This window comes from Paenibacillus sp. A14, assembly GCF_036864815.1.
GTDB classification, from domain to species: domain Bacteria; phylum Bacillota; class Bacilli; order Paenibacillales; family Paenibacillaceae; genus Fontibacillus; species Fontibacillus sanfengchensis.
Window position 1 is genome coordinate 249424 of record NZ_JBAGJD010000005.1, and the last position, 26659, is coordinate 276082.

Sequence of the window (26659 nt, forward strand, 5' to 3'; positions counted from 1 at the left end):
CCTACGCGGGTGCGTGGATTGAAATGATGGTGTCCACTGTCAACGATAAAATATTTATGTCGCACCCTACGCGGGTGCGTGGATTGAAATTGCAGATCATCCGTATCATCATCGGATTCCGGATGTCGCACCCTACGCGGGTGCGTGGATTGAAATGATTGATCAAGGATTAGGGGGAATGGCGAGTGAAGTCGCACCCTACGCGGGTGCGTGGATTGAAATTGCTCGATTGTGTCGAGATTGGCCAGCAGATCAGCGTCGCACCCTACGCGGGTGCGTGGATTGAAATAAGAATAGGACGGTTCAAGTAGAGGGAGCTTCCGGGTCGCACCCTACGCGGGTGCGTGGATTGAAATAAGGACAAGTGACGCAGGTGGTATTCGATGTATAACGTCGCACCCTACGCGGGTGCGTGGATTGAAATCAAATGGGTTGATGATTTCTGTCTTGATCGTTCTTGTCGCACCCTACGCGGGTGCGTGGATTGAAATGAAATGACGGTAACGTATCTGCCCGTGAATCAGTGTCGCACCCTACGCGGGTGCGTGGATTGAAATTCGATGTCCTTGACGTGGCGCTCGATATCCTCCGCGTCGCACCCTACGCGGGTGCGTGGATTGAAATTTATAAAGGATGGGAAGAAACGGAATATCACCCAGTCGCACCCTACGCGGGTGCGTGGATTGAAATCGTGGTTCGACGCTACGGGGCGATTGTTGACCGTGTCGCACCCTACGCGGGTGCGTGGATTGAAATACTAATACGCGCAAAGGACCGTACTCATCGAGAATGTCGCACCCTACGCGGGTGCGTGGATTGAAATATAGCTGAGCAAGCGGCCAAGTATAAGGAACTTGTCGCACTCTACGCGGGTGCGTGGATTGAAATATCGGGTGGACGATACAGGCAGCCTGAAGGACATCGTCGCACCCTACGCGGGTGCGTGGATTGAAATCAACGTAGACATCCACGTTACAGCAGACAAAAAGGTCGCACCCTACGCGGGTGCGTGGATTGAAATTGTGTATGGACCGCATGGAGCCTTTGCCGTGCCCTCGTCGCACCCTACGCGGGTGCGTGGATTGAAATAGGCACGGTACAAAGCAGGATCGGAAGAAAGAATGTCGCACCCTACGCGGGTGCGTGGATTGAAATGGCAACGTGCAGTTTTTGGTCACTGCCTTATTGGGGTCGCACCCTACGCGGGTGCGTGGATTGAAATAGCTCTCAGGACTCGATAACCCCAAATCGGTCCAGCGTCGCACCCTACGCGGGTGCGTGGATTGAAATATTCCCGCCACAGTAAGAGATAATCAAGCCCTGCTCGTCGCACCCTACGCGGGTGCGTGGATTGAAATAAGGTATACAAGGCTGTCGATCACGTAACCGGCAATGTCGCACCCTACGCGGGTGCGTGGATTGAAATTCGCGTCGGAGCGGGCGTTCGTGTACCGGCAGCTGTCGCACCCTACGCGGGTCCGTGGATTGAAATATACAGACTATCATGTTTCCAGGTGACGAAATCAAAGTCGCACCCTACACGGGTGCACCGATAAAATTTGGCGACCCACGCTGAATAGCGGCTTCCTGTCCGAATGATGAAGCCTTGCCTCCGTTTTCTGACTCAAGGATGCAGTGCGGCATGCAGCGGATTGATGCCACAACTCATCTGGATTAAACAACACAATCCGATATCTCCCCCTCTTTAGGAAACGTCAACTCGTTTTCCGAGAGGGGTGTTTTTTTGGCAAAAATTATTTCATGGCGGCAATATTAAAATCCTCTAAATTTATTCCGATAAAGACTTATTGCAAATTAACACTCCATAAGGAAAGGGCGGAGACAGCAGGAATTTACAGACAAGAGAACATCGGAACGTAATGAGAGATGGAACGTCGCTAAAGTTTATTTCATCCAAGAAGGAGCAACCCAGAATTGAAAAAGAACAAATGGTTATCAGCGGTTCTATCTATCGTATTATCGGCAAGTTTCGTGTTGACCTCCGCCTATGCGGGAACGGAAGCTGCCTATGCAACGGCTGCAATTGTTAATGTGGACAGCGTCGAAATTACCGGGGATGTCGAGGAAGTGTACGTGGGGGAATCCGTGCAGCTGACCGCCCGAGTGCTACCGACCGATGCCACGAATCAAGGAATTCATTGGATGGTTCTATACAGGGACGGGGTAGCGAACATTGATTCGGAGACCGGTATTTTGTGGGGAATTTATCCGGGGATCGTCGAGGTGTACGCCTTGGCTGACGAGAACAACGTCATCCGGGCTACAAAGCAGATTATGGTTAAAGGGCAGACTTTGCCCGCCAGTATGACGATCAGCAATCAAGAAAATACAACCCAGGTTACGTTGGGCGAGTCCTTACACTTTATAGCGGATATTCAGCCCACGGACGCTTTTAACAAAAAGGTGACATGGTCGATTAACGGCCTGCCGACTCCGGGGACAGACGATCAGGGGCGGCCCGTTACCCTGCCGGGAGGCTACGGAAGCTTCGATGAGAATGGCGTGTTGACCACAACTCAGACCGGTAGAGCCGAAGTGATGGCCATATCCGTCGGGAACCCTAATGTGAAAGACACGATGCAAATTGAAATTGTTCCGCCGCAAGTGGATGTGAGCGGAATTACGGTATCTTCTTTGACTGATGAAGTCTATACTGGGGGCACGCTGCCCATGACCGCAACCGTGGCACCGTCAAACGCGACGGATAAACGGGTAACCTGGAGCGTAGAGCCTCTGGACGGCCAAGCCGTGATTCACCCCGTTAGCGGTGAAGTTAGCGGATTAACTCCCGGTGAAGTGAAAATTGTCGCAACTTCGGTGCAAAACCCGGCAGTTAGCGGAAGCAAGACAATTACGGTCAAGGCGCCTCCGGCCATCCCCGTATCTTCCATCGCGATCACTTCGCCCGACACCGTTCAGGTTGAAAATACGTTGCAGTTGAACGCAAGCGTACAACCGGACAGCGCCCATAACCGCGGAGTGACTTGGAACGTGCAGAACGGAACGGGCTCGGCGACAGTGGATGCCGCAACCGGACTACTCACGGCGACGGGGGTTGGGAAGGTAACCGTCACCGCCACGGCGGCCGACGGCAGCGGTGTTTTTGCGACCCAGGAGATCACGGTGACGCCGATTCTGGTGAACGAGATCGTAGTGACGAGCGAAGGATCAGCCACCTCGGTCACTGCCGGAAACAAGCTTCAATTCAGCGCAGAGGTTAAACCGTCCAACGCGACCAACAAGAACGTGATTTGGACGGTTGCGAATGAAACGGGCTCTGCCGTCATTTCCGATGCGGGCTTGTTGACTGCCAACGCAGCGGGAACCGTAACCGTAAAAGCAACAGCAGCAGATGCCAGTCAAACCATTGGAACATTTGATTTGACCATCCTTGCTGCGGCTCCGGGATCGAACCCGGACCCATCCGACGGCGGATCGGCCGGAAACGGCGGCTCCGGTGGAGGAACTGGCGGCGGGTCTAATGGTGGATCCACAGGCGGGTCTACTGGAGGATCCGGCAGCAGCACCTCCGGCGGTTCAGGCGGCAGCTCAGCATCGGCACCGGCCGGCAACACCAAGGAAATTGAAGTCATTGTGGATATGGGCCAAGGTCAGTCCGAAGTTTCCAAAGCAAAAATTCAGCGTACCACCGGAACGGACGGTATCGTCAAGGACAACGTGACCCTCGGCCGGGAGAAGGCGCAGGAAGCGGTGGACAAGGCCATCGCCGCAAATCAGCCGACCGTACGAGTCGTCATTCCGGACGAGGAGGACGAGGTCGGCGAGACCAAAGTCAACGTACCGGTTGCCGCGTTGAATGTCGTAAGTTCCGGGGGCAAAAACCTGGGGATTTATACGGAGAACGGCAGCGTGCTGGTGCCAAACGGCTCGCTGTTGAACTTCCCGGATGATTTGTATTTCCGGCTGGTGCCGGTGAAACAAAAGTCCGAACAAGAGGTTATCCGCGACCGCGCCGTAAAAGAGACTGTGGTTACAACCATCTCGAAGGACTTGGCACCGTTCGTAGTCAGCCGTCCGATGACAATCGAAACCAATATGCAGAGCCGTCCGGTTACTTTGGTGCTGCCGCTGCGCGATGTAACTATGCCGGCCAGCGAGCAGGAGAAAAAGGCCTTCCTCGATTCCCTGGCGATTTACATCGAACATAGCGATGGATCAAAGGAATTGGTTCGCGGTTCGGTTGTGGATTATGGAAGCGGGGAGCAGGGGCTCCAGTTCCAAGTGAATAAATTCAGTACTTTTACCATTTTAAGTTGGGATGGAAAAGACCTGACCGCTCATCAGGCTTACATCAAGGGTTACCCTGATGGCACCTTTAAGCCCGATCGTTCCGTGACCCGGGCGGAGATGGCCATGATGCTGGCGCGGAACCTGGGCTATGCGGGTACGGCAAGCCGCGCGGTTTACCCGGATATGGCGGACGGCTATTGGGCCAATGGAGCGATTTCGTTTGTAAAAGAGAAGAACCTGATGATCGGGGACGAGCGGGGAAATTTCCGGCCGGAAGCGGCCGTAACCCGCGCCGAGATGGCGGTGACCGCCGCCAGAATTAAGCAGCTGACCCCGCTGGGCGAGGCGGAGGCAAGTGGCGCCTTCAACGATATCCAGGGCCACTGGGCCGCGGGTTATATCGCGGCGGGTAAAGCGTCCGGCGTGATCGCTGGCTACCAAGACAGCAGCTTTGCTCCGTCGAAGGAGCTCACCCGTGCCGAAACCGTCACCGTCGTGAACCGGTTATTCAACCGAGGTCCTTTGTACGGCGTAGACATTCGGTTTTGGAGTGACGTTGAGACCGCTCATTGGGCATATCAAAATATTATGGAAGCTTCCTACAGCCATGATTTCGAAGCACGGGCCGAAGGTGGCGAACAGGTGAAATAACATAGAAAGTGCTCCGGAGGAACACCCTCCGGGGCTCTTTCTTTTTCCGCATATGATACAATTGCAATATATTAAATAGGATTGGAGAACATAAAATGTCTAATTTGCCTAATTGCCCGCAGTGCGGATCGGAATATACCTATGAGGACGGTAGTCTATTGGTTTGTCCGGAGTGTGCCCATGAGTGGATGCCCGGGTCCGAGAGCGGGACGGAGCCGGTTGAGGGCGCCAAAACGGTCAAGGATGCCAACGGAAACGTGCTGCAGGATGGCGACTCGGTAACGATTACCAAGGATTTGAAGGTGAAGGGGAGCTCGTCCGTTTTGAAAATAGGAACGAAGGTCAAGAGTATCCGGCTGATCGAGGACGGAGACCACAACATCGATTGCAAAATCGACGGATTCGGGGCGATGAAGCTTAAATCGGAGTTTGTGAAGAAGGTCTAAAGTGGGGAATTTAACCGCTTGGAAGGCAGGGGACGCGGGGCGCGGCCCTTGTTTTTTTTGTGAATTGAATTGAATTTGCGGGAATCCTTCCCGTTAATTTAGTAAAATGTGTCCTTTGAGCAAATGCCGGAATGGTAACGGACACAGGAGCTGCTATTTCGCGTAAAATTGCCGTTTCCCGATTATAACGGAAATCATAGCGCCTATTTTCCGCAATCACACCTCAAATGGCCGCATTTTGGCAAAATAGCAGCTACTATTACCGTTAAAAACTGAAATCGGTATTTTATGCAGTTATAGCGGCTATTATTTCCGCAAGCCATGGGGATGGACCACAGTTTGAGTTCACGCCCGGAAGAACTGAATTCACTCTATTGCCAATCCCCCGCCTCAACGTTACGATAAAAAAAGCTGACAGTTGGAATAGGAAGGTGGGACCGGATTGGGAAGAAACAAGGTGAATTTGCTGACAAAGCTGTTGATTTCTTATCTGCTCGTACTGCTGTTTCCGGTGATGATTCTGTTGTTTTATTACTATCCGTACTCGGCAGAGGTCGTGAAGCAGAAGGAGCTGGACTGGAACGCCCATATTACGGAGCAGTTCATGACTTCCATGGATACGTTCACGCGCTATGTCTATAATCTGCCGTTCGAGCTGGTGCAGAACCGCGAGTTTCGAATGTACCGGGCGGAAGAGAGTGACTATCAGCGGGTGCTGATTGCCAATGAAATGAAAAAATACAACGCGACCGATGCTTTTATCTACAACACCTTGCTGTACGTAAAGAACATCGGTTATTTGTTCTCCAAAACTGGAAGCGCATACATGATGGAGGATATGGCGAAGCCGGGAATCGGCTTTTACTACGAAAACTGGCCGTACGAGGATTTGGCGGAGACGCTGAATACGCTGGACTCCCCTGTCGTCCGGCCCGTGGAGGATGTGATCATTCCGGGGCATAACCGCGTGCGGATGCTGACTTTCCTGCAACCGCTGCCGGTCGGCGGCTCCCACTCCCCCGGCGCGGTGCTGATTATGGTGCGGGAGGATACGATTCTCCGCATGATGAAATCGGTTTCCGAAACGTACCGCGGGGAGTTTTTTATTTTTGACGGGCAGGGAAAACCGCTGGTGGCCTCAAACGGGTCGCTGTACCGCAGCTCGGACGACCTGTCCCGGCTGGTGGACCGGATGGGCCAGGCGTCAGGCCTCGTATCCGGCATCCACAAGATCAACGGCGTTTCCTACCTCATTTCCGCGACGGTTTCGGAGAAAAACGGCTGGAAGTACGTCAGTATGCTCCCGGAATCGGCAACCTTGCAGGACATACGCGCGATTCAATGGAACACGGCGCTCCTGGTCGGACTGATTCTTTTGCTGGAAGTGATCGTAATCTACATTTCGATCCGCAAAAACTACCACCCGATCAAACGGTTGGTCGAGTTTGCTACGGGGCTTTTTGAACCGGGAGCCTCGAGGTCGATGAACGAAATCGAGACGATCCGCTATACCCTGGACGGACTGTCCGCGGCCAACAGCCGGCTGGACGAGGAAGTCAAGGGAACGCTTCCCTACCTGCGGGACAATGTGCTGCTCGAGCTGGTGAACGGCCATTTCACGGCCTGGGAGGATTTTGAACGGGAGGCGTCCCGGGCGGGAATTGTCCTGAATGGCCCCAGCCTGACGGTAGCCGTCCTCTCCTGCGAAGCCGAGCGGGGCGGGGAGACGAACCGGGTGCTTGAGTTTTGTAAAACCCGGGAGTCCGAGCTGCCCGAAGCGATCCGGGGGTATTTTTTCAAAAGTATGTATCATCACGAAATCATCCTGGTCTGCTCGCATGAAGCGGGCGTTCCGGCGAAAGCGCATTTGGCGCAGCTGCAGGAGGCGCTCCAGGCCGAAATCCGGGAGAGGACCCTCGTCGGGATCGGTAGTCCGGCGGAAGCCCGCTGTCCCCACGGGGCGCACGTTTCCTATTTGCAGGCGCTGCGGACGGTGGAGCAACTGCGGCTCCGCGGCACTTCCCGCATCCTCTGCTTTGAGGAGATCGAGGTGTCATCGTCCGGAACGGTCTCTTATTTCGCCGAACTGCTGCAGTCCCTGGAATTGTCGATTCTGAAAAATGAAGCCGCCCAAGTAGAATCGCTGGTCGAGCGCATCATCGGTTATATAAGCGGGGAGGGGCTGTCCCCGCACATGCTGCGCAGCATCTATTTGAACACGGCCAGCGTGATTTTTAACGGGCTGCAGCGCTTCCGGGATGACGATCAGCGCTTGCTGCGCCTGACGGATGCCGCCTTTCAGCCGCGCTATACGCTGGAGCAAATGACGGGGATTCTGCGGGAGAGCAGCGCCAAGCTCTGCGAGATGATTCGGGAGACGCTGCCGGCGTCCGCCCGCTCGGCCACCCGGGAGGAAATCCTTGCGGTCCTTGAAGCGAAGAGCCTGGACCCGAACTGCTCCTTGCAGCTGATGGCCGACCATTTCGGGATGTCGGTTTCAAATTTCAGCCACCATTTCAAAAAAACGGTGGGGCAGAACTTCAAGGAAACCCTCGACCGCCTCCGGATCCAGAAGTCCGTGCAACTGCTTCGGGAGAGCGAGGAAACGTTGGATTCGATCTCTGCCCGGGTCGGTTTCACCAATACCTCGAGTTTTATCCGAACCTTCAAAAAAATCGTGGGCACCACTCCCGGGCAATACCGCCAAACTCATAAGAACTGAGTCCCGGCGCGTTATCCAACCTATCATCTTCCACCCGGGCCGCAGAATCCACGCTCAAGGAAGAACTGCCTAGCGGGAGCCCGATGGCTTCACGGAATGGCTGATCTTAAATTCAAATCTAATAACCCGGAGGGTGATCCGCATTCGTCGTAGGAGGCTGGGAGACCCAAATAACGGGAAAACCTCCCTTTATTTGGGTCCTATGCGGCTGTAGAGGCAAATTAGCTGGAAAACCTCCCGCTAATGCGCCTGAAACTAGGCTATTTCGGCGGTTTGGCCGCGAAATAGATGGAGCTTTTCCAGCTAAATCGGATTCAGGGACCCGGAGAGGAAAATTAACCGGAGTTTTTCCCGTTAATAAGGAGTTAAGTGGAGTAGAACGTTCATTTTTTGAAGATCCACAAAATTTGAATCTTCCGCCATTATTAAGCGCTTTCAAAAAGTGTGAACCGCCGGAAAACTGCCCGTATACGCGGCCCGGAACCTCCCGTTACAGTCATAGGTGCCGGCTTAAGCCAGGCGAAACTGTGGCAGCGATCCAATCGATGTGCCCAAATCCAACGTGTGGAGGTAGAGAAATGCGGAAAAAGGTAACCGTTTTCACGTCGCTCGTCATCATCATGGCCATGCTGTTGTCCGGGTGCGGTTCGGGGGGAGAGAGCAAGGAATCCGCGGAGGCATCCGGGGAGGCGTCGGGTGAAAAGGTGAAGCTGACGGCGATCATGACCAAGCATCCGCTCACCAAGCCGCTGAAGGAAATGGAGTGGCTCCAGCAGGTGGAGGAAGCCGCGGGGGTAGAGATCGAATGGCAAGAGATCACGTCCGACTGGGGGCAAAAGAAAGGAACGATGCTGGCCAGCGGCGATATTCCGGATCTGTTCATCGGACCGAATGTCATTACGGATGCCGATTTCGCCCAGTTCCAGGGGTTGTTCCAGGATCTGTCCACGATGCTGGATCAGGCGCCGAACGTGCAGAACATGTTCAAGGAAAAGCCGGAGACCAAGCTCATCGCCACCCAGCCCGACGGAAAGATCTACGGTCTCCCGAAGTATCAGCGCTTCTGGCCTTCGTCCGCCCAACGACAGTACATCAACCAAAAGTGGCTGGATGAACTGGGCCTCGCCATGCCGACGACCTGGGATGAGCTGTATGAAGTGCTCGTCGCTTTCAAGGAGAAGGATGCCAACGGCAACGGGGATCCGAACGATGAAATCCCGATGGATTGGCCGGGCGGCATCGGCGGCTACTTCAATCCGGCAGTGCTGCTCGGCAGCATGGGCGTCACCCTCTCCGACGGGAACGCGGAGGGCTACTTCGTCGAGGGCGGCCAGGTGAAGAATTTTCTGATCGATGACCGCTACAAAATGATGGTCGCCTTCCTGAACAAACTGTACAAGGCCGGCTTAATCAATAAGGAAGTGTTTACCCATGATTATACGAAGTTCCAGTCTGTCGCCCGCGGCGAGGGAGATATCGCAAAGGTCGGGTTCACCTGGGGCTGGGTGGCCTCGGACCGCTTCGGGGAACAGCTTGCCCCGCAGTATGTGTCCATGTCCCCGCTGAAGGTCTCCGCCGATTATACCGGGAAGCTGAGCTGGAGCTACGACCATTACAACCTGAACTACGGCGTGAACCATATCGTGATGTCGGCCAAAACCAAGCATAAGGAAGCGGCCATGCGGTTTATTAACGAATTATACGATCCAAAGGTGGGCATGCAGGTGCTGTTCGGTTCCATCGGCCCGAATATCAAGGATAACGGAGACGGCAGCTATACCGTTCTGCCTCCGGCCAAGGCGGAGATGGACCCGGGAACCTGGAAATGGACGTCCACGATGGCGGACCACGGCGCTTTTTATATCCCGGATTCCCTGAAGTTAACGCTCGGCAAAGATATGCAGGAAGTGCTCGCGCAGTCCGAACCTTTGAAAGAGGCGCAGAAGGTCGATTTGGACAACGACATCTTCCCGGCTTTGTTTATCAAATACTCCACGATGGATAACAACATCCTTAGTTTGAACAATACAAACGTGATGAATCTGGCCGATTCCAGCTTCGCGAAATGGGTAACCAAAGGCGGAATCGAGGCGGAATGGGACGCTTACGTGAAGGAGGCCCAAAAGGCCGGCATCACTCAGAACCTCGAAATCATGCAGAAATACTACGAGGAATACAAAAGCAAGCAGTAAGGGGGAGATGTTATGCCGTCCCGCAAAGGACTTCAGGTTCTGAAACGCGACTACCAGCTGTGGATTATGATCCTGCCCGCCATTATCGTGATTCTGATGTTCAACTATATTCCGATGTACGGGATTCAGCTGGCTTTTCGCGATTATGACTTCAGCAAAGGGCTGACCGGCGGCGAATGGCGGGGGCTGGCGTACTTTCAACAGTTTATCGACAGCTACCTGTTCACCGATTTGATGCGAAACACATTTATGATCAGTCTGGCCAGTATCGTGCTCGGCTTTCCGGCTCCCATTGTTCTGGCGCTTATCTTAAACCAAATCCGGCGCAAAAAAATGAAGCAGCTCATGCAGACGACGGTGTATCTGCCGCATTTTATTTCGGTCATCGTGCTCGTGGGGATGCTGAACGTGCTGCTGTCCTCCGAAACCGGGGTGGTCGGGCATTTCATGAAATCGATCGGGCTGGGCCATATCAATCTGCTGGCGTCCACCTCCACGTTCATCCCGGTCTATGTGCTGTCCGATATTTGGCAGCATTGCGGCTGGAACAGCATCATCTATCTCGCCGCGCTGTCCTCGGTCGATCCCCAGCTTTACGACGCGGCCAAAATCGACGGAGCCAGCCGGTGGCAGACGATCCGCTACGTCGATATTCCGGCGCTCGTACCGACGATTATCATTCTGTTCATCCTCAGTATGGGCAACATTCTCAGCACCGGATTCGAGAAAATATTCCTGATGCAGAACTCGCTGAACCTTCCGGTCTCCGAGGTGATCGCCACCTACGTGTACAAGATCGGGATCGTCTCCAACCAGTTCAGCCTGGCCTCGGCGATCGGCCTGTTCAATACGCAGATTAACTTCGTGTTCCTGTTCGCCATGAACACGATTTCCAAACGGGCCTCGCAGACCAGCCTCTTCTAAAAATGATAAACCGTGTGAAAGGAGGGACCGGCTATGGAGCTGACCAGAACGCGGGCGGGCAAAGCGTTAAACGGACCGCGGACCGGAGGTAAAGACCTCGTCTTTAAAGTGGTGCTCGGGTTCATCTGTACCGTCATCTTTTTGCTGATCGTATATCCGCTGTACTTTATCGTTATCGCCTCTTTCAGCGATTCAACCCTCGTCTCGACGGGCAAGGTGTTGTTCTATCCGAAAGGGATCAGCTTCTTCGGATACCAGGAGATTTTCAAGGATGCCCGGATTTGGACGGGTTACCGCAACACGGTGTTCTACACGTTATTCGGGACGCTGGTCAACATGGTGTTTACGATGCCGGCCGCTTACGTGCTGTCCCGGCGCGAATTTCGGGCGAGACGGGTGATCATGTTTCTTTTCGTGGTGACGATGTTCTTTAACGGGGGCTTGATCCCGACTTATTTGCTGATGAAAGACCTGCATATGACCAACACGATCTGGGTCTTTATTCTTCCGTTCTGCGTGAACGTGTTTTATCTGATTATCGCCCGCACATTTTTTGAAAATTCGCTGCCGCAGGAGCTGCATGAAGCGGCGGTCATCGACGGCTGCTCCCATTTCACCTTTTTCTTCAAGGTGGCCCTGCCGCTATCCAAGGCGCTGATTTCCGTGATCGGCCTCTACTATTTGGTCGGGCATTGGAACGATTTCTTTACGGCCTTGATTTACATTCGGGACAATGAACTGCAGCCGCTGCAGATCATATTGCGGGACATCCTGCTGTCCAACCAGGTGTTTGCCGGCGGGGCGGGCACCGGCGGTGACGGCGGGGGCTACGCGCAGCGGTATGCCGACCAGATCAAGTACGGCGTGATTATCGTCTCCACGCTGCCGATATTGATCATCTATCCGTTTATTCAGAAGTATTTTGAGAAAGGCGTGATGATCGGGTCCATTAAGGGATGAGGCGGATTGCATAAAAACCTGGCTTATTACAAAAACTGGTCAAAAACGGCCAGGAGGGTGCGCGATGAAACAGGATTATGTGTTTACCGACTTGGAAAAGAAGGAACACTTGATTCAGGAAATCCGAAATCTGGAGGAAAAACTGGAACAATCGACGGGGGAAAAAGTCAATCTGATCGCTTACTCCGAGAAAAAGGCGGATACGGAAGCCGAATGAATGCCGCCCCTGTCCCGGAAGGACCCAACTTTAGAGGTTGGGTTCTTTTTTTATGGCTAGTGCCCCATCAGACATCCAAATCCGTACTAAGCCCACGGCCATCAAGGCGCCGAGCGCACTTCCAACACTTCCAACTCCAAAAAGATGCAAATCTGCAGGTATTTAGGCCGATCCACGAGGGGATTCGAAAAAAGATGCAAATCTGCAGGAATTTCTAGTGATTTTAGAGAACCGAGCCGGTTTCGCCGAAAATTCCTGCAGAATCGCAGGAATTTTGAAATTTTGGCCCCGAACAAGAAAAAAACATGCAGATATGCAGGAATTCTATGTTATCAAGGTTGTCTGACGGGGTACTAGTGTAACTAAATATTCAAAATAAACGTTTTTTTGATGAAACTATATGAATAGATTTCAAAATAAGGAAAGGTGTGACAAGCGTGGACCTCAAGTTGAGCGAAAACCGGGAGAGTAACCCTGAAAAATCAGGAGGCAGCAGGTTATTGATCTTCCTATTTTACTTGATTTTTATTGCCTATGCTTTCATTGCTATTAAAGTTATTTTGTTTAAGACCATTCCTTTTTCCGCACTGTTCCATTCAGGGATCATGTCAGCATTAAGAAGTATTAATATCATTCCATTACATACGATTATAGAATTTCTTACAAGTGAGAACATGGACATGGGGAGGGCTTTGGCGAATATCGGAGGGAATATCGCGATATTTGTTCCTTTGGGGGTTTTTGTGGCTTATGCCGCACACAACAAGCCGCTTCGCATTTCATTTCTTGGCCTGCTGCTGACCTCATTTGCGCTTGAGGTGATTCAGTATGTGTTTGCTTTGGGCAGCAGCGACATCGATGATATTTTATTGAATTTCGCTGGCGGGGCTATAGGTGTCGGTATATATAAATGGTTCCGCAAAACAACGTCATCCCGGAATCAATTCTTGATGTCTCTTATTGGTTTCTTCTTGGTTACAGGACTCTTGGGGGGCGCCGCGATTAGGATGATTGCTCCCGATTTGCTGCCTTTCTCATCGGCTAAGGTCGAATTTATTTATGAAAATGAGGAGGTAATGGCGGGATGGGATGAAGCAAAGGCAGACTTGGTTGGAGATTTGGCAGGTGTGGAAACAAATAAAATAACAGTCTATATGAATCCTAAATCTGTGCGAACAACTGGGGAAAAAGAAACGGACGATGAGTATGTTCATATCCAAATCAAAGCCTCAACCCAAATATTTGCCAGTTATATTTCCTCCGAGGAAAATACCGTCATCAGCAAGTATGAAGAAATAACAGGTTCCGATATATCCTCTTTGTTAGAAACCGGGGATCCCGCTCCCTCGGTTAGGGTTTGGCTATCCAACGAAGATAAGCAGGTGGCTGAAGCGGTTCTCATTAGTACTTTGAAGGAATAGACGGATTACTTTCTACATTTTAGGTAACAATTCTTCCTCTAAAACGTGAAACAATCGGCAGTAAAATAAACGTTGTTTTGGAGGTCAGGATGAGAAGTAAATGGCTACATAAGGCCCTACTGTTACTTTTATGCGGTGTCGTGTTTGGAGGGTGCTCCGGTGCTCCCGCCAAGGAAACGGAGCAGCGCTCCAGTTTCAAAATCATGTATATGGACGATATAAACGAATCGACTTTCTTCCAACAATATTGCGATTTGTTTGCGATGAAACATCCCAACATCGACATTGAAGTGGTCAGCCCGTTTAGTATTTTCAGGGAGGAGGTTCAGGATTACAACAAAGCGTTCGCGGACCTCGTGGAGAAGGAACAGCCGGATGTAGTATTGTTGCGAATGGACACTTACGAGAAATTCGCCGCGGAAGGCAAGTTGCAGGACCTCGATACTTTGATTAAACGCGACAAATACGATCTCAAGGGCATTTATCCGGCGCTGATCGAGATTCTTAAGGAGAAAGGCGGCGGCAAGCTGTACGGCTTATCTCCTTCTTTTTACGGTAACGCCCTCTTCTATAATGCGGATCTGTTCGCTAAATACGGCGTCGAAGTGCCGCATGACGGGATGACATGGCAGGAAATCATTGACACGGCCCGGCGGTTTCCGACCGAAGGCGACGAGAAGACCCGTGTCTACGGATTTGGCAGCGACTACGGCATGTCCCTGGAGAGTCTTGCATCGGCCATCGCAGGTACCCAGGGTTTAAAATCTATCAATACGGATACGATGAAAATCACGCTGAATACGGATTCCTGGAAGCAGGCCTATAAACTGGCCAAGGCTGCGGTCGATTCGGGTACGATCTACAATCCTGAGGATGGCGGGTTCCAGGGCGGAACGATCGAAGCGTATTACCAGAGCCAGCCTTTTTTGATAGGACGTATGGCCATGACAACCGGCAGCGCGTATTTGTTGCGCAGCATGAAAGAAGCCAAAGGCACACTAAAGGATTACAAACCTTTTCAAGTCGGCGTCGTCGCGGGGCCGGTCGATCCGGCCGAACCCGAAACAACCCGGGATATCGACATTAATGAAATTTTTACCATCCGCGCGGACTCGCCGAATCTGGATGCGGCTTGGGAGTTCCTGAAATTTGTGAATGGGGAACAATACGCCAAAGTTAAATCGAGATCGTTGAATAACGGTTTTTTGTCCCAGATGGGAATAGCGAAGGAATATGACGGCGTAAACCTGGATGTGTTCTACAAATTGAAACCGAATTTGGACGTTGGAAGTCCGCTGGACATCATTAAAATTCCCCGCGATTTCTACGCTCAATACCAACCGATCGTGGACCGTGAGCTTAAATTGGTTGAGGAGAAGAAGAAATCCATTGAAGAGGCACTGCAGACGATTGAGCAGGAAGGGCAGATTGTATTGGATAAGGCGGTAAAAGATGAGGCCGCCAAGAAGAGCGGAGAGTAGGGCGATAACGGCTCGGAGGCTGTGATCATCGGGGAGGCTGTCGAGGAGGACTCGACAGCCATTTCTGGATTTTAGAGTGGGTATCCCTACTCAAATCACCGTATTGCCGGTATTGAGATCCGTCTGCGTATTCAATTTCATACTGCCCTTGAACGCCAGATTGTTCACTACTTTGGTGGACTGCGACTTCTCTGTGACGATTGAGCCGGATAAGGCAAAATTCGACCTCGATCCAATCGAATTTTGCGCGACGAGGGCATCCACGGTGTTCAACAAGACGATCCCGTAACCGCCGTCCGCCGTTCTGTTGAAGGTGATCCGGTTACCGGCAATTTCGCCGCGCTCTCCCCCGTCCAGTTGAATCGCCGCCGTTACGCCTGTGCTGTCCGCAATCTCGTTGTCCGTGATCTTGACGCTTCTGCCGGCGGCGCTGGCTCCGTAAATGGCGATATTGCGGGCCCCGCGAATATAGTTGGATTTGATGGCGACATCGCTACTCTTGTCGAAGCTGATCGTATACGTCGATTGCCCCGTATAACCGGTGCAATCGATATGATTGCCTTCCGCCAACACCTGCGTGCCTGTTCCGCGGTTCGTAATTTGAATGCCGCCCTTGCAGCGGCTAAATACATTCCCCCGCAACACGACTTCCTGGGACTTGTCCACCTCCATGCCGTACCTGTCCGACTGGTAGGCCTTGTTGTTCAAAAGTTGAACATCCTTGCTGTTGTCAACCTTGTATGCCAGGCCTTGGCTGCGGTGAACGGCATTATCCGCAACCAGTACATTTTCCGCATCCCATACGCCGATGCCCGTACCGCTCGTGTTGCCCAAATGGGAAATCGTATTTCCCGTAACGACGACGTCTTTCCCGCGGGCGTCGATGCCGCTGCTGAAGCCTTTGATGCTGTTACCGACAATCGTTACGTTGTTCCCGTCGAGTCCGTTCGACACCTTCTGTCCGGCAATGGCGACTCTGGCGTTATCCGTCCGCAGCAGCACATTGTTGCTGATGACGGTATCCGTGCCGTTGCCGTAGGAAATCGTATTGTCGGCATGGTTGCCGTCAATGATCACTTCGTAACCGTTAAAGCTCAGTATGGACGATTCGGCGTTGCCGCGAAATACATTCCCCCGGACCACGACTTTTCGCGGCTCCTCGTAATCGATATCGCCTTCACCGTATCCTTCGATATCGATACCGGCCCATGGCTTGGTGCCTTTTACGGCGCCCGCGTTCGTAATTTCATTATTTTCGACAAAGACGCCTTCCCCGCCCGTAATCGAAATATTGTTCCGGCGCGCTCCGTCCAGCGAGCAATTTCGGATGGATACCTTCTCCGGCTTGTCATAGTCGGGGTCCACCCCCAAGAGGCCCACCGGACCGAGTAAAATACAGTCCCCGGTGCATTTGCGGATCTTCATGTTTTCGATCACGATGTTTTTGCCTCCGTGTACATAAATCCCCAGCCCCCATTCTTGTGACGATTTGGGAAGCTTGCTGAAATCATGCTGGTCCAGGTCGCCCGTAATGATTCCGCCTGAAATCGTGACATTCTCCACTTTGCGAAGATAAATGCAGGAATACCCCTTGGAACTGTTCGGTTCGACCTTCAACTCCGCCTCGTGATCCAGGGCAAGCTTCATGTGGGACGGTACGTGGATCCCCGCACCTTTCTCCGGGGACGTCGGATAGGCGGTTCCGACACCTTGAATCAAATAGGTTCCTTTCGGAATGAAAACTTCGGGATACCCGGCATTCTTTGCATAGGCGATCGCTTGGTTCAGCCCGTCCGTTGTTTTCAAGGCATCGGTGCCATCCGTCCGAAGCCCCCATGCCGAAGGATCGATAATGTAACAGTTTGTCTTTTTTTGTTCGTTTTCCATAGATTAGTCTCCCATCCGTATTTTTTTCGCGTTTACAGATACGGCAAGATCTGTACAACCTAAGGATAGCAAGGCCAAAATCAAGCTAACGGTCAATTGCTGGACAAGCGGCGGACAGAAATGGGGCTCTTCTTTTATCCCCTCGTTTGAAACCAATCTCGTCCATTTGTTGTATTATTAAATAAACTAATCATCGAAGGAGGGACGGATATGGGGATTTTGTCGAGGTTTCGGGACGTGATGACGGCGAATATTGGCGGTTTGCTGGAGCGATCGGAGGATCCGGAGAAAACGGTCGAGGCATGCCTGCGCCAAATGAACCGCGATTTGGGACAGATTAAAGCGGAAACGGCCTCGGTGCTGGCGGAAGAAGGCCGGGCAAAGGGGGAGCTGGAGGAGTGCGCCGAAGAGGTGCGCAAGTTGCAGCGGTACGCGGAGAAAGCGGTGGCGTCGGGCGACGAATCGGGAGCGTTGAAGTTTCTGGAGCGCAAGGTCGAGCGGGCGGAAAGGCTTCACGGATTGCAGTCGGCCTATGACCAGGCGGCCGATCACGCGGCAAAGATGAAGCAAATGCAGGATAAGCTTGCCGCGGATGTAAGCAAACTGGAGGCGCGGCGCACCGAATTGCGCGCAAGGCTGGCGGAAGCCGAGACGCTGCGGCGGAAAGACGGCTCCGGCGGAGCGGGCGAGGCCCTTCGCGCGCTGGAGACCAAGGCAGACCAGGCTCTGAACGAAGCGGAGGCGCTGGCCGAGCTGCGGGCGGGGACGCGGGAGGACGATCTGGATGAACTGATCGCGCAATTGGAACAGGGGACGGAAGCGTCAGTGCCCGGAGGGCCGAAGACGATTGTCCGGGCCGGGGGCAAGGCGGAAATGAACCCCGAAGACGAGCTTGCGGCGATCAAAGCGAGAATGAACAAGAAGGAATCCTGATTTCTTCCTGATGATTGAGGTGAGGCAAATGCCGGTGATTGAATACAAATGTCCGAACTGCGGCGGCGGCATGGGTTTTGACAGCGGGACGGGGATGTTGTCCTGTCCAAGCTGCGGCAGAAAAGACGATATCGGGCAGATTCCCGATCCGCTGAAGCAGCAGGTGTTCACGGAGGACGAGGTGAGGGAGTATCACTGCGAGAGCTGCGGGGCCGTGATCGTTACCGAGCCGGAGACGAGCGCAACCCGCTGTTCTTTCTGCGGTTCGGCCGTGGTGCTCAGCGACCGCTTGACCGGGAAGCTGGCCCCGGCGCAGGTGATCCCTTTTGCCGTAAGCAAGGAGGAGGCGATGGCCGCCTTCAAGAAGTGGTGCCGGAAAGGGCGGCTCACCCCGAAGGGCTTTATGACCGCGGATCGGGTTCAGGGCATTACGGGCGTCTATGTTCCGTTTTGGCTGTATGATCTGCATAACGACATCGATGTCCAAGGCCACGGGACAAAGGTGAGAAGCTACACCAGAGGAGACTACAGATATACGGAAACGGAGCATTACGAGATTTACCGAAAAATCCGCCTTGATTACGTCCGCCTGCCGATCGACGCCTCGGCGAAGATGAACGATGAGCTGATGGATAAATTGGAGCCTTTTCCTTACGACCGGCTCAAGCCTTTCAAGACTCCCTATCTGGCCGGATACATAGCCGAAAAATACAGTTATACCGATGAGGACCTCACCCCGCGGGCCAAGGAAAAGACGGCGCCTTACATGGAATCGTATATTGCCTCGACCGTTTCGGGATATACGTCGGTGGACCTCTCCGAAAAACAGATCCGTACGCAGGTAAAACGGGCCGATTACGTCCTGCTTCCGGTCTGGATGGTCTATTACGACTACAACCGGAAGCCGTATGTCTTTGCCATGAACGGGCAGACGGGCAAGGTCGTCGGCAAGCCCCCGATCAGCAAGGCGAAGGTGGCGGCATGGTTTGCCGGGATTTCCGGCATCTCCTTCCTGTCGTTGAAGCTGGTGGCCTGGATGATGGGGGGAGGATTTCTGTGAACAAGCGGATTAAGCGAATTTGGCTTGCAGCCGCGATAGGACTGATTGTTTTTTGCTTCATCGTTCCCGGGATGGCCCAGAAGGCGGTAGCGTCTGCGGATATAAAAAGACTGATTTATGACGATGCCCATTTGTTGGACCAGGCCGACTCCGATGAGCTGGACGCCATGGCGAGGGAGTACGGGGCCAAACATGAGATCGAAATTGTCATTCTTACGACCGAAAATCCGGAGAATCAGGATGTTGTGAAAATCACCGAGGATTTTTACGATAAAGAGGCCCCGGGATATGATAAAGCCCATGGAAATGCAGTCATGCTGACCATGGATATGAGAAACCGGGACATTTATTTGGCCGGATTCTATAAGGGCGAGGAATATTTTGATGATGAACGGCTGGACCGGATTCGGGAAAAAATCGCGCCTTTGTTGTCGGCAGGGGAGTATCGGCAGGCGTTCGAAACCTTTATAAAAACGGTGGACCGGTATATGAAATATAAGCCGGGCGTCAATCCGGACAATATATTGTTCAGCCTCTGGTTCCAATTGGGCGCGGCGTTGGCGATCGGCGGTATCGCCGTCGGCATGATGGTTTATCGCTCGGGCGGCCGCGTGACGGTGAACGGCGGTACTTACGAAGACGCCGGGAACTCGGGCGTGCTTCAGCGCGAAGACCGGTATATCCGGACAACGGTGACGAAACGGAAAATCGAGAAAAGCAGCAGCAGCTCGGGCGGCGGAGGCGGCACCACAAGCGGCGGTCATTCGCACAGCGGCAGCCGGGGATCATTTTAGCGAAAGGGATGAGGAGAATGAGTTTTTTTAGAAATCAATTTTCGAATGTCGTGGAATGGGAAGAGTTTCGCGATGATATGATTTTCTGGAAGTGGAATAACCCCGAAATCAAAAAAGGAAGCAAATTGATCATTCGTCCCGGCCAGGACGCCATCTTTATCAACAACGGCAAGATCGAGGGGATTTTTAAAGATGAGGGCGAATTTCAGATCGAGTCGGACATCATCCCTTTTTTATCGACATTAAAAGGGTTCAAGTTCATGTTTAACAGCGGGATGCGGGTGGAAGTGCTGTTCGTCAACACCAAGGAGTTCACCGTGAAATGGGGGACGCAAAACCCGATCCTGATCCCGACGCCCCAGCTTCCTGGCGGAATGCCGATCCGCGCCAATGGGACGTTCAATTTTAAAGTGAACGACTATGTGACATTGATCGACAAGGTGGCCGGCGTCAAGCAAACTTACCTGGTGGAAGACGTGAAAATCCGGATTACTTCGGCACTGAACCAATTGCTCATGAAGTGGATTGGCCGGGAGGGCAAGGATATGTTCAATCTTCAGGCCAACAGCATGGAAATCGCGCGCGGCATTCGTGAAGACCTGGACATGGAGGTGATAGGCGACGGGCTGACCATTACCGGGTTCCAGGTGATGAGTTTCAATTATCCGCAGGAAATTCAGGATATGATCACCAAGGTCGCCTCCCAGGGGATGATCGGCAACCTGACCCAATACCAGCAGGTCAGCATGACGGACGGCATCGCTTCCGGAAGAGTGCAGGGCGGCGGCGCGGCCGCGGATATGGCGGGGATGATGATGGGCATGAACCTGGCCGGCGAGATGATGAAAAACCTGAGCCAGAACCCGGCCGCGGGGCAACATCCGAATACGATCGCGGGCGCTGCGGGAAATGCCGCCGCCCGTCCCAACTTCTGCCCGAACTGCGGCACGAAGAACGAGGGGGCGAATTTTTGCCCCAATTGCGGTCAGAAGCTGGGATAAAGTGAGGGCGAGTACGATAGTGTAGAGCGGGGACCCCCAACCGATACAGGTTGGGGATTTTTTGATTGAGATGGGCTTCGACCGGTGGCGCCTTAACTCGTTCTAACGGAAATAGCAGCCGCTATTTCGGCATATGCGGCAGAAGTCATATTTTAACGGAAGCAGTAGCGCCTATTTGGCTCTGTGGCGGTCTTTTCTAGGACAATCCAGGGAAATAGGCGCTATTACGTCCGTTAAAATTTCCAAAAAGCGTTTTTTAGAGAAATAGCGGCTATGATTTCCGTTAAACGGTATTCACTGCAAAATTTGCAGAGTGCGCTGTTTTCCCTTAATTACCGCGACAGATAGCTAAGAATCCGCTTTTGGGATTTCAGGTCTTTTGGCCGTTTAGGGTCCTTTTACTGTCTTCGGAAAATATAGACTGCATTTTCCCCGGATGGGGGCAGAAGGAAAGAAGATAGCCGTTCGTTCAACTCCATCGTGAAGCTTTTGGCATCTGCATAAGCCTCGAAATCTCCCGTGACCGCCGGATTTCTGGTTCCGATTACAATGTAGATTTCGCCGGATTTCGTTTGAAAGACATGCTTTTCATATGGGTTTCGGGGCACCGGCCAGGAGTATGGAATAGCCGGAGGGAGACCGGTTTTCGCTCAAACCCTTGTTTAAATAACAGCTTCTGCAGCAGCGTCCCATCCCATAGGTTAAATCTCAAGGTACCGGAAAGCTGCTCCAAGGTGGCGGCGAAGCTTAATTGTTCCATGTAGGAGATGGCCAGTCTGGCTTTGATCACATGGTGAAGGAAGGCCCGAACGGTTTTTTCATTCATTCCGCTTTTGTGAATCTGTTGGCTGGCCATTTTGGCTAGCGCTGTATACTTAGCAATAACCGAATCCGCAAAATCCGAGGCATTCTGATTTCTCAGCTTCCTCAGTTCATCCAACACCTCCTTTTGATATTCGGGAAATAGGCGTTTTAAGGCTTCCGGACTTAATTCGTTGGTTATAATTTTTTGAGCGATCTCTTTACTTAAACTCCTCATAGAGATCTCCAAATTGTGGAAAATGTCTAAATTTGTCTAGTATTATAGCAGGTTGTTATCATTCAGAAAGTTACAAATTTTGCATGAACCAGGACAGGAGTTTTCCTAAGCCGCTATATTAGGTTGAACTATTGATTTGCATATTAGACAGCGGTGTAAAGGTTTTTTTACACTCTTGAACTGCACCTGAATGTTTGGTTTGAATTAAAGGGAGTTCTTCCCGTTAATTTGGTACGTATGCGGCTGCAGAGGCGAATTAGCTGGAAAAACTCCCGTTAATTCGCCTGAAATGGTGTATTTGGGCAATAGGGCCGCGAAATAGATGGAGCTTTTCCAGCTAAATCTGATTGAAAAGCCAAGAGCGGTACATTAACAGGATATTTTCCCGTTAATGACGTAGATTCCGACGGTGGGACTCTATATCTACAATTGTGGATGTTGACAACGCAGTTCCGAAACCCTATCACATCCTTGCCCAACTCCAATTTTTTAGTTCAACCTGTATAGGGAGGATTTTTTTCCTTTTGCTCGAAATGACAAGGGTGTATCATGGAGGGTGGGAATAACACCCATATTAAAGGAGGGAATTGATAGTTGTTCAAAAAATTTTGCCTTATCGCGATCATGCTCTGCGTCTGCTTGAGCGCGCTTCCCGCAGCGGCGGAGGAAAACGCTGGAGGCGGAACCCAGGAGACTGTCGCGGGGGGAGACAGCTCCACGCAGGACGGATCCGCGGAGCAAAAGCAGGGCTCGCTGCCGAAGGTGGTTTACACTGGGGGGCGGGAGATCCTGACCGTCTACCCGGACGGGACAATTGAGAGCAAGGACGTGAACTCTGAGGGAACGCCGCGTATGATCACTCCTGTGGCGGAAAGTGACGGTTATTTTTATACCGCCGGGTCCGTTTTTGACGCGTATCGAGTTCAGAAGATCGGGATGGACGGCGAGGCGGAAAACTATGATTTCGATCCCAACGCCGGCATGTATCTACAGTTTGCGCAGGACGGCTACCAGTATTACAATGCCAAAGGTTATATCGTCAGGGTAAATGAAAAGAATATGTCCGACCGGAAGACCTTGGCGAAAGGACAGCTCCATTCAATAGAAGGAACGTATATCCGGAACAATGAGGTCTGGTTTACGGATGTAGACGGGGATTATGCGATTTATAAACTGTCGAACGGCAAGAAAACGAAACTGTCCTCAAATGATTCTTATATCAAACATGTCAACAACGGCTGGATCTATTATCAATACTACGAAAATAATCGCTGGGCCCTCTACCGGATGACGCTGAACGGCACCCATAAGAACAAGCTGTCGGGCGACGCTGATGTAGCCAAGATATATATTGCCAACAACAAAATTTATTATCTGGATAACCGCTCCAAGGCACTGCGCGAAATGAACCTGGACGGTACCGGTAAACGGGCGATTTGCAAGCTTCGTACCGATGGCGTGGACATTTTCGCGGCGGAACAAGGCAAACTTTACTTTACGGAAGAACAGCATCCCGGCAAGTCGAATCAGCAACTGTACCTGGCGGATCTCAAGACCGGCAAGAAAAAGCTGCTGGTCAATATTCCCCTGGGGTTTGATTACGGTTGGGTACGGATCAAAAATGTGGAGCCTATAGGCGATTATGTGGCATATTCCGTGGCCAACGAAGTGTTTGTGACGAAGCAGGGCGGTACGAGCCCCAAAAAAGTGGCGACCTTGGGAGGTGCCGGGGCCGGCAGAGATTTGCTGCACTATAAAGTAAATTGATTTTGGGGCAAAAGACACCATGACACCCTCATGGTGTTTTTTGCGTCCGTTTTTTAGCTAATTTCGCCGGCGTATCGCTCTTATCCTCGTTCATGCGCTTTCATTAGTCCTCTTCCTAGGGCAGGATGCACTTTTGCGGCTTTCGGCACTATAGTATACTGATTGGCAGGAATAGGATAATTTTTCAACCCGCTCAGTATGAGATTGGCAGGCTGTGGCAGCTAAACCGGATCTCGGTGGCGCAGGAGCATTATTTTACGGCCGCGACACAGGCGATTATGTCACAGCTTTACCCTTATATTTTTACTTCTTCGCGGCGCGGGTATCGGCTGGTTGCCGCCTGCGTCGGTGAGGAGTTGCACGAGATCGGACTGCGTATGGTGTCCGACATCTTTGAATTAAACGGCTGGGAAACGTTCTATATCGGTGCGAACGTGCCTTTCGCTTCGGTGATCCGTACGGTCATCGAAAGGAAGGCGGATGTACTGGCTCTGTCGGCGACCCTGACTTATCATGTGAGCCTTGTCCGGAAGTTGATCGGAGAGATCCGGGTCAATGAAGCTGAAGCATGCCGGAAGGTCAAAATATTGGTCGGCGGCATGCCCTTCAACATCGACCCGGAGCTTTGGCGCAGCGTCGGTGCCGACGGCTATGCCAGGGATGCAAGAACGGCGATCGAGGCAGCGTACGGGCTGCTCGGTGGCCGGGAGTCTGCCGAATTAGGCGAGGAGGCTTGATACGGATGGAACGAGAGGAGTGCATCACTTCGCTGCTATGCACCGTTTCCGGCACAATCATCAAGATCAACCGGGATGACTTCGGCCTGTTTGAAAGGTCCGGAAGCAGCCTGATCGGAACGAGTATTTTCGCGATGATGGACGAGTCGAAGGATTCCGCGTTTAGCGGTTTAGTGGAGCAGGCCCAAAACGGTCAGCCGGTTTTGAACGGGCGGATCTATTTTAAACGGGGAGGACGTCTCGAACTTTTTTATGTCGACGGCGGTATGTTGGATGAGCAACTGCTGCTTGTGGCATCGGACCGGGCTATGGATTCGTCCTGCTTTGTTCGTGAAATGTTAAAGGTAAGCGACGAGCAGTTAAAGGCGCTGCGCGAAACGAACGAGAAGCTGGGCCGGGAGATGGCGCGCAAACTGGAGCAGGAAATGAGAACCTTCGACGAGTTCTCCGCCATGAACAATGAATTGGTCTCCCTGCAGCGGAAACTGGCGAAAACAAACATCGAGCTGAAAGCGGCCAAGGAAAAGGCGGAGAGCGCCGATCGAACCAAAAGCCTCTTCCTGGCGACCATGAGCCACGAAATCCGCACGCCGATGAACGGCATCATCGCCACCGCCGAGCTGCTGGCGGATTCGCGGTTGGATGACGAGCAGCACAAATCGGTTTCGATCATTATGGATTCCGGAAACTTGCTGCTCAATATTATCAACGACATCCTGGATTTGTCCAAAATTGAGGCCGGTCAAATGAAGCTGGATCAAGTCCCTTTCGAACTGCCGGAGCTCGCGGAAAATGTGGTCAAACTGCTGGGCAGCCGGGCGGAGGAGCAGCGCAACGAAATAAAAGTGTTTATCGACCCGCAGGTGGCGGCCGGCCTTCAGGGCGACCCGAACCGGATGCGGCAAATTCTGCTCAATTTGGCGGGGAATGCGGTAAAGTTTACTTACGAGGGACAGGTCGAGATTCGGGTGTTTTTGCTGGAGGACAGCGGGAATCGGCAGCGACTGCGGTTTGAGGTCAAGGATACCGGCATCGGGATTTCCAAGGAGAACGCGGAGCGGTTGTTTCAGCCGTTTTATCAAATCGCCAACAGCTTTTCGGCGAAGTTCAGTTCTACCGGGCTCGGGCTTTCGATCACCAAGCAGTTGGTGGAAATGATGGGCGGAACGATCGGCGTCCAGAGTATGCCCGACGTAGGCTCCACCTTTTGGTTTGAAATCGGGCTGGAGAAATCCGCGGCGCCGCTGACCGGTACGGACAAGCCGGGAAGCGGACAACCCCCTCGGCGCATGGAAGGCAAAGATTTGGACACTTTGATCTTACTGGCGGAAGACAATGTGATTAACCAGCACATCACTACGCTGCAGCTCAAAAAGCTCGGCTTCGAGCGCATTCTGATCGCCGGGGACGGTGAGGAAGCGGTCCGGATGTGGCGTGAGCGCAGACCGGGCTTCATCCTTATGGACAATAAAATGCCGGTGCTGGACGGCTTTGAGGCCTCAAGGCGCATTCGGGAGGCCGAACAAGCGGAGGGAGGGCATGTGCCCATCATCTCCATTACGGCCGACGCCATGCAGGGGGACCGGGAGCGCTGCCTGGAGGCCGGGATGGACGATTATATCACGAAGCCCGTTCATTTGGAGATGCTTCAGGCAGTGTTGGCGCGGTTTCTTCCCGAGGTGCGCGGAGAGGAAGCGGCGGATCGCTTGACGGCAGACCTTCCCGATGCGGAGATTCTGCTGAATCGGAAAACGATAGAGGACATTGCCCCGCCGCCATGGGATGAGCAGGACCGGAGTATGCTGGGTGGCCTGTTTGAGATGTATCTGACGGATACGGCGGTCAAACTGGACGAACTGCGGGCCGTGCTTGATGGACAAGAAGATATGGCCGGCCCCCTGGAACAAATCGCCCACAATATTAAATCGGCGAGCATCAGTGTGGGAATGGTCGAGGTGGCGCGGATTCTGGCCGAGATCGAGCGGCTGGCCCGCGATGGGAACGTGGAAGCCGCAAGGTCGCGGTGGGGACGGCTGGAACAGGTGTATCGGCAATCCTGCCAGGCGTTTCGCGAATGGATCGGCGGCGAGAATATGAAGGTCATAAGTTAGCCGAATAGCGATTCCCATCTCAACGGGAAAAAAGCTCAAGCGCT

General features: G+C 52.7%; 18 protein-coding genes and 1 CRISPR repeat array (1 of these 19 cut by a window edge). Of the genes, 16 read left to right on the forward strand and 2 right to left on the reverse strand.

What is annotated here, in order from left to right; translation table 11 throughout:
* A CRISPR array of direct repeats spans positions 1 to 1492; the repeat unit is 32 nt; unit sequence GTCGCACCCTACGCGGGTGCGTGGATTGAAAT; it begins 2009 nt to the left of the window's first position.
* A 443-nt stretch (positions 1493 to 1935) separates the two neighbouring features.
* The 9 genes from V4U88_RS15655 (at position 1936) to V4U88_RS15695 (ending at position 15286) form a co-directional block, all read left to right on the forward strand.
* Positions 1936 to 4923, forward strand: coding sequence for an Ig-like domain-containing protein (locus tag V4U88_RS15655; RefSeq protein ID WP_334074183.1), 2988 nt, complete (start codon positions 1936 to 1938; stop codon positions 4921 to 4923).
* A gap of 95 nt (positions 4924 to 5018) precedes the next feature.
* On the forward strand, positions 5019 to 5369 hold the full coding sequence (locus tag V4U88_RS15660) for a zinc ribbon domain-containing protein YjdM (RefSeq protein WP_334074184.1): 351 nt from the start codon (positions 5019 to 5021) through the stop codon (positions 5367 to 5369).
* A 442-nt stretch (positions 5370 to 5811) separates the two neighbouring features.
* Complete coding sequence (locus V4U88_RS15665) at positions 5812 to 8091, forward strand: helix-turn-helix domain-containing protein (RefSeq protein ID WP_334074185.1); 2280 nt, start codon at positions 5812 to 5814, stop codon at positions 8089 to 8091.
* Positions 8092 to 8669: 578 nt separating this feature from the next.
* Complete coding sequence (locus V4U88_RS15670) at positions 8670 to 10283, forward strand: ABC transporter substrate-binding protein (RefSeq protein WP_334074186.1); 1614 nt, start codon at positions 8670 to 8672, stop codon at positions 10281 to 10283.
* Positions 10284 to 10295: 12 nt separating this feature from the next.
* Positions 10296 to 11207: an ABC transporter permease gene (locus V4U88_RS15675; protein WP_334074187.1), complete on the forward strand. Its 912-nt coding sequence runs from the start codon at positions 10296 to 10298 to the stop codon at positions 11205 to 11207.
* Between the two features lie 33 nt (positions 11208 to 11240).
* The gene (locus V4U88_RS15680; RefSeq protein WP_334074188.1) at positions 11241 to 12167 is read left to right on the forward strand and encodes a carbohydrate ABC transporter permease; all 927 of its coding nucleotides are present in this window, start codon (positions 11241 to 11243) and stop codon (positions 12165 to 12167) included.
* A 64-nt stretch (positions 12168 to 12231) separates the two neighbouring features.
* Positions 12232 to 12384, forward strand: coding sequence for a hypothetical protein (locus V4U88_RS15685; RefSeq protein ID WP_334074189.1), 153 nt, complete (start codon positions 12232 to 12234; stop codon positions 12382 to 12384).
* Between the two features lie 449 nt (positions 12385 to 12833).
* Positions 12834 to 13805 carry a VanZ family protein gene (locus tag V4U88_RS15690; RefSeq protein ID WP_334074190.1) on the forward strand — a complete coding sequence of 324 codons (972 nt, stop codon included), beginning with the start codon at positions 12834 to 12836 and terminating at the stop codon, positions 13803 to 13805.
* Between the two features lie 89 nt (positions 13806 to 13894).
* Positions 13895 to 15286: an ABC transporter substrate-binding protein gene (locus tag V4U88_RS15695; protein ID WP_334074191.1), complete on the forward strand. Its 1392-nt coding sequence runs from the start codon at positions 13895 to 13897 to the stop codon at positions 15284 to 15286.
* Positions 15287 to 15376: 90 nt separating this feature from the next.
* On the opposite strand, the gene V4U88_RS15700 is transcribed toward V4U88_RS15695, so the two are convergent.
* Positions 15377 to 17173, reverse strand: coding sequence for a right-handed parallel beta-helix repeat-containing protein (locus V4U88_RS15700; RefSeq protein ID WP_334074192.1), 1797 nt, complete (start codon positions 17171 to 17173; stop codon positions 15377 to 15379).
* 210 nt (positions 17174 to 17383) lie between these two features.
* Here V4U88_RS15700 and V4U88_RS15705 point away from each other — a divergent pair, with 210 nt between their 5' ends.
* The 4 genes from V4U88_RS15705 to V4U88_RS15720 are packed head-to-tail and all read left to right on the forward strand — an operon-like array spanning position 17384 to position 20961.
* Positions 17384 to 18106: a PspA/IM30 family protein gene (locus V4U88_RS15705; RefSeq protein ID WP_334074193.1), complete on the forward strand. Its 723-nt coding sequence runs from the start codon at positions 17384 to 17386 to the stop codon at positions 18104 to 18106.
* A 28-nt stretch (positions 18107 to 18134) separates the two neighbouring features.
* Positions 18135 to 19166: a TFIIB-type zinc ribbon-containing protein gene (locus tag V4U88_RS15710; RefSeq protein ID WP_334074364.1), complete on the forward strand. Its 1032-nt coding sequence runs from the start codon at positions 18135 to 18137 to the stop codon at positions 19164 to 19166.
* 8 nt (positions 19167 to 19174) lie between these two features.
* Positions 19175 to 19960, forward strand: coding sequence for a TPM domain-containing protein (locus V4U88_RS15715; protein WP_442951892.1), 786 nt, complete (start codon positions 19175 to 19177; stop codon positions 19958 to 19960).
* 17 nt (positions 19961 to 19977) lie between these two features.
* A complete protein-coding gene (locus tag V4U88_RS15720; RefSeq protein ID WP_334074194.1) occupies positions 19978 to 20961 on the forward strand; it encodes an SPFH domain-containing protein in 984 nt (327 codons plus the stop codon).
* Between the two features lie 544 nt (positions 20962 to 21505).
* Here the strand turns inward: V4U88_RS15720 and V4U88_RS15725 are convergent.
* Complete coding sequence (locus V4U88_RS15725) at positions 21506 to 21787, reverse strand: hypothetical protein (protein WP_334074195.1); 282 nt, start codon at positions 21785 to 21787, stop codon at positions 21506 to 21508.
* A gap of 807 nt (positions 21788 to 22594) precedes the next feature.
* Here V4U88_RS15725 and V4U88_RS15730 point away from each other — a divergent pair.
* The 3 genes from V4U88_RS15730 (at position 22595) to V4U88_RS15740 (ending at position 26615) form a co-directional block, all read left to right on the forward strand.
* Positions 22595 to 23767 (forward strand): DUF5050 domain-containing protein, encoded by a 1173-nt coding sequence (locus V4U88_RS15730; protein ID WP_334074196.1) that lies wholly within the window; start codon positions 22595 to 22597, stop codon positions 23765 to 23767.
* A gap of 125 nt (positions 23768 to 23892) precedes the next feature.
* Complete coding sequence (locus V4U88_RS15735; protein WP_334074197.1) at positions 23893 to 24504, forward strand: cobalamin B12-binding domain-containing protein; 612 nt, start codon at positions 23893 to 23895, stop codon at positions 24502 to 24504.
* Between the two features lie 5 nt (positions 24505 to 24509).
* Complete coding sequence (locus V4U88_RS15740) at positions 24510 to 26615, forward strand: ATP-binding protein (RefSeq protein WP_334074198.1); 2106 nt, start codon at positions 24510 to 24512, stop codon at positions 26613 to 26615.
* The last annotated feature ends 44 nt before the right edge of the window (positions 26616 to 26659 follow it).

Bases quoted from the DNA above. Each gene is read 5' to 3' on its own strand.
- V4U88_RS15660 (WP_334074184.1), top strand. From the start codon at position 5,019: ATGTCTAATTTGCCTAATTGCCCGCAGTGCGGATCGGAATATACCTAT.
- V4U88_RS15670 (WP_334074186.1), top strand. From the start codon at position 8,670: ATGCGGAAAAAGGTAACCGTTTTCACGTCGCTCGTCATCATCATGGCC.
- V4U88_RS15675 (WP_334074187.1), top strand. From the start codon at position 10,296: ATGCCGTCCCGCAAAGGACTTCAGGTTCTGAAACGCGACTACCAGCTG.
- V4U88_RS15680 (WP_334074188.1), top strand. From the start codon at position 11,241: ATGGAGCTGACCAGAACGCGGGCGGGCAAAGCGTTAAACGGACCGCGG.
- V4U88_RS15685 (WP_334074189.1), top strand. From the start codon at position 12,232: ATGAAACAGGATTATGTGTTTACCGACTTGGAAAAGAAGGAACACTTG.
- V4U88_RS15695 (WP_334074191.1), top strand. From the start codon at position 13,895: ATGAGAAGTAAATGGCTACATAAGGCCCTACTGTTACTTTTATGCGGT.
- V4U88_RS15700 (WP_334074192.1), bottom strand. From the start codon at position 17,173: ATGGAAAACGAACAAAAAAAGACAAACTGTTACATTATCGATCCTTCG.
- V4U88_RS15705 (WP_334074193.1), top strand. From the start codon at position 17,384: ATGGGGATTTTGTCGAGGTTTCGGGACGTGATGACGGCGAATATTGGC.
- V4U88_RS15710 (WP_334074364.1), top strand. From the start codon at position 18,135: ATGCCGGTGATTGAATACAAATGTCCGAACTGCGGCGGCGGCATGGGT.
- V4U88_RS15720 (WP_334074194.1), top strand. From the start codon at position 19,978: ATGAGTTTTTTTAGAAATCAATTTTCGAATGTCGTGGAATGGGAAGAG.
- V4U88_RS15725 (WP_334074195.1), bottom strand. From the start codon at position 21,787: ATGAATGAAAAAACCGTTCGGGCCTTCCTTCACCATGTGATCAAAGCC.
- V4U88_RS15735 (WP_334074197.1), top strand. From the start codon at position 23,893: ATGCACTTTTGCGGCTTTCGGCACTATAGTATACTGATTGGCAGGAAT.
- V4U88_RS15740 (WP_334074198.1), top strand. From the start codon at position 24,510: ATGGAACGAGAGGAGTGCATCACTTCGCTGCTATGCACCGTTTCCGGC.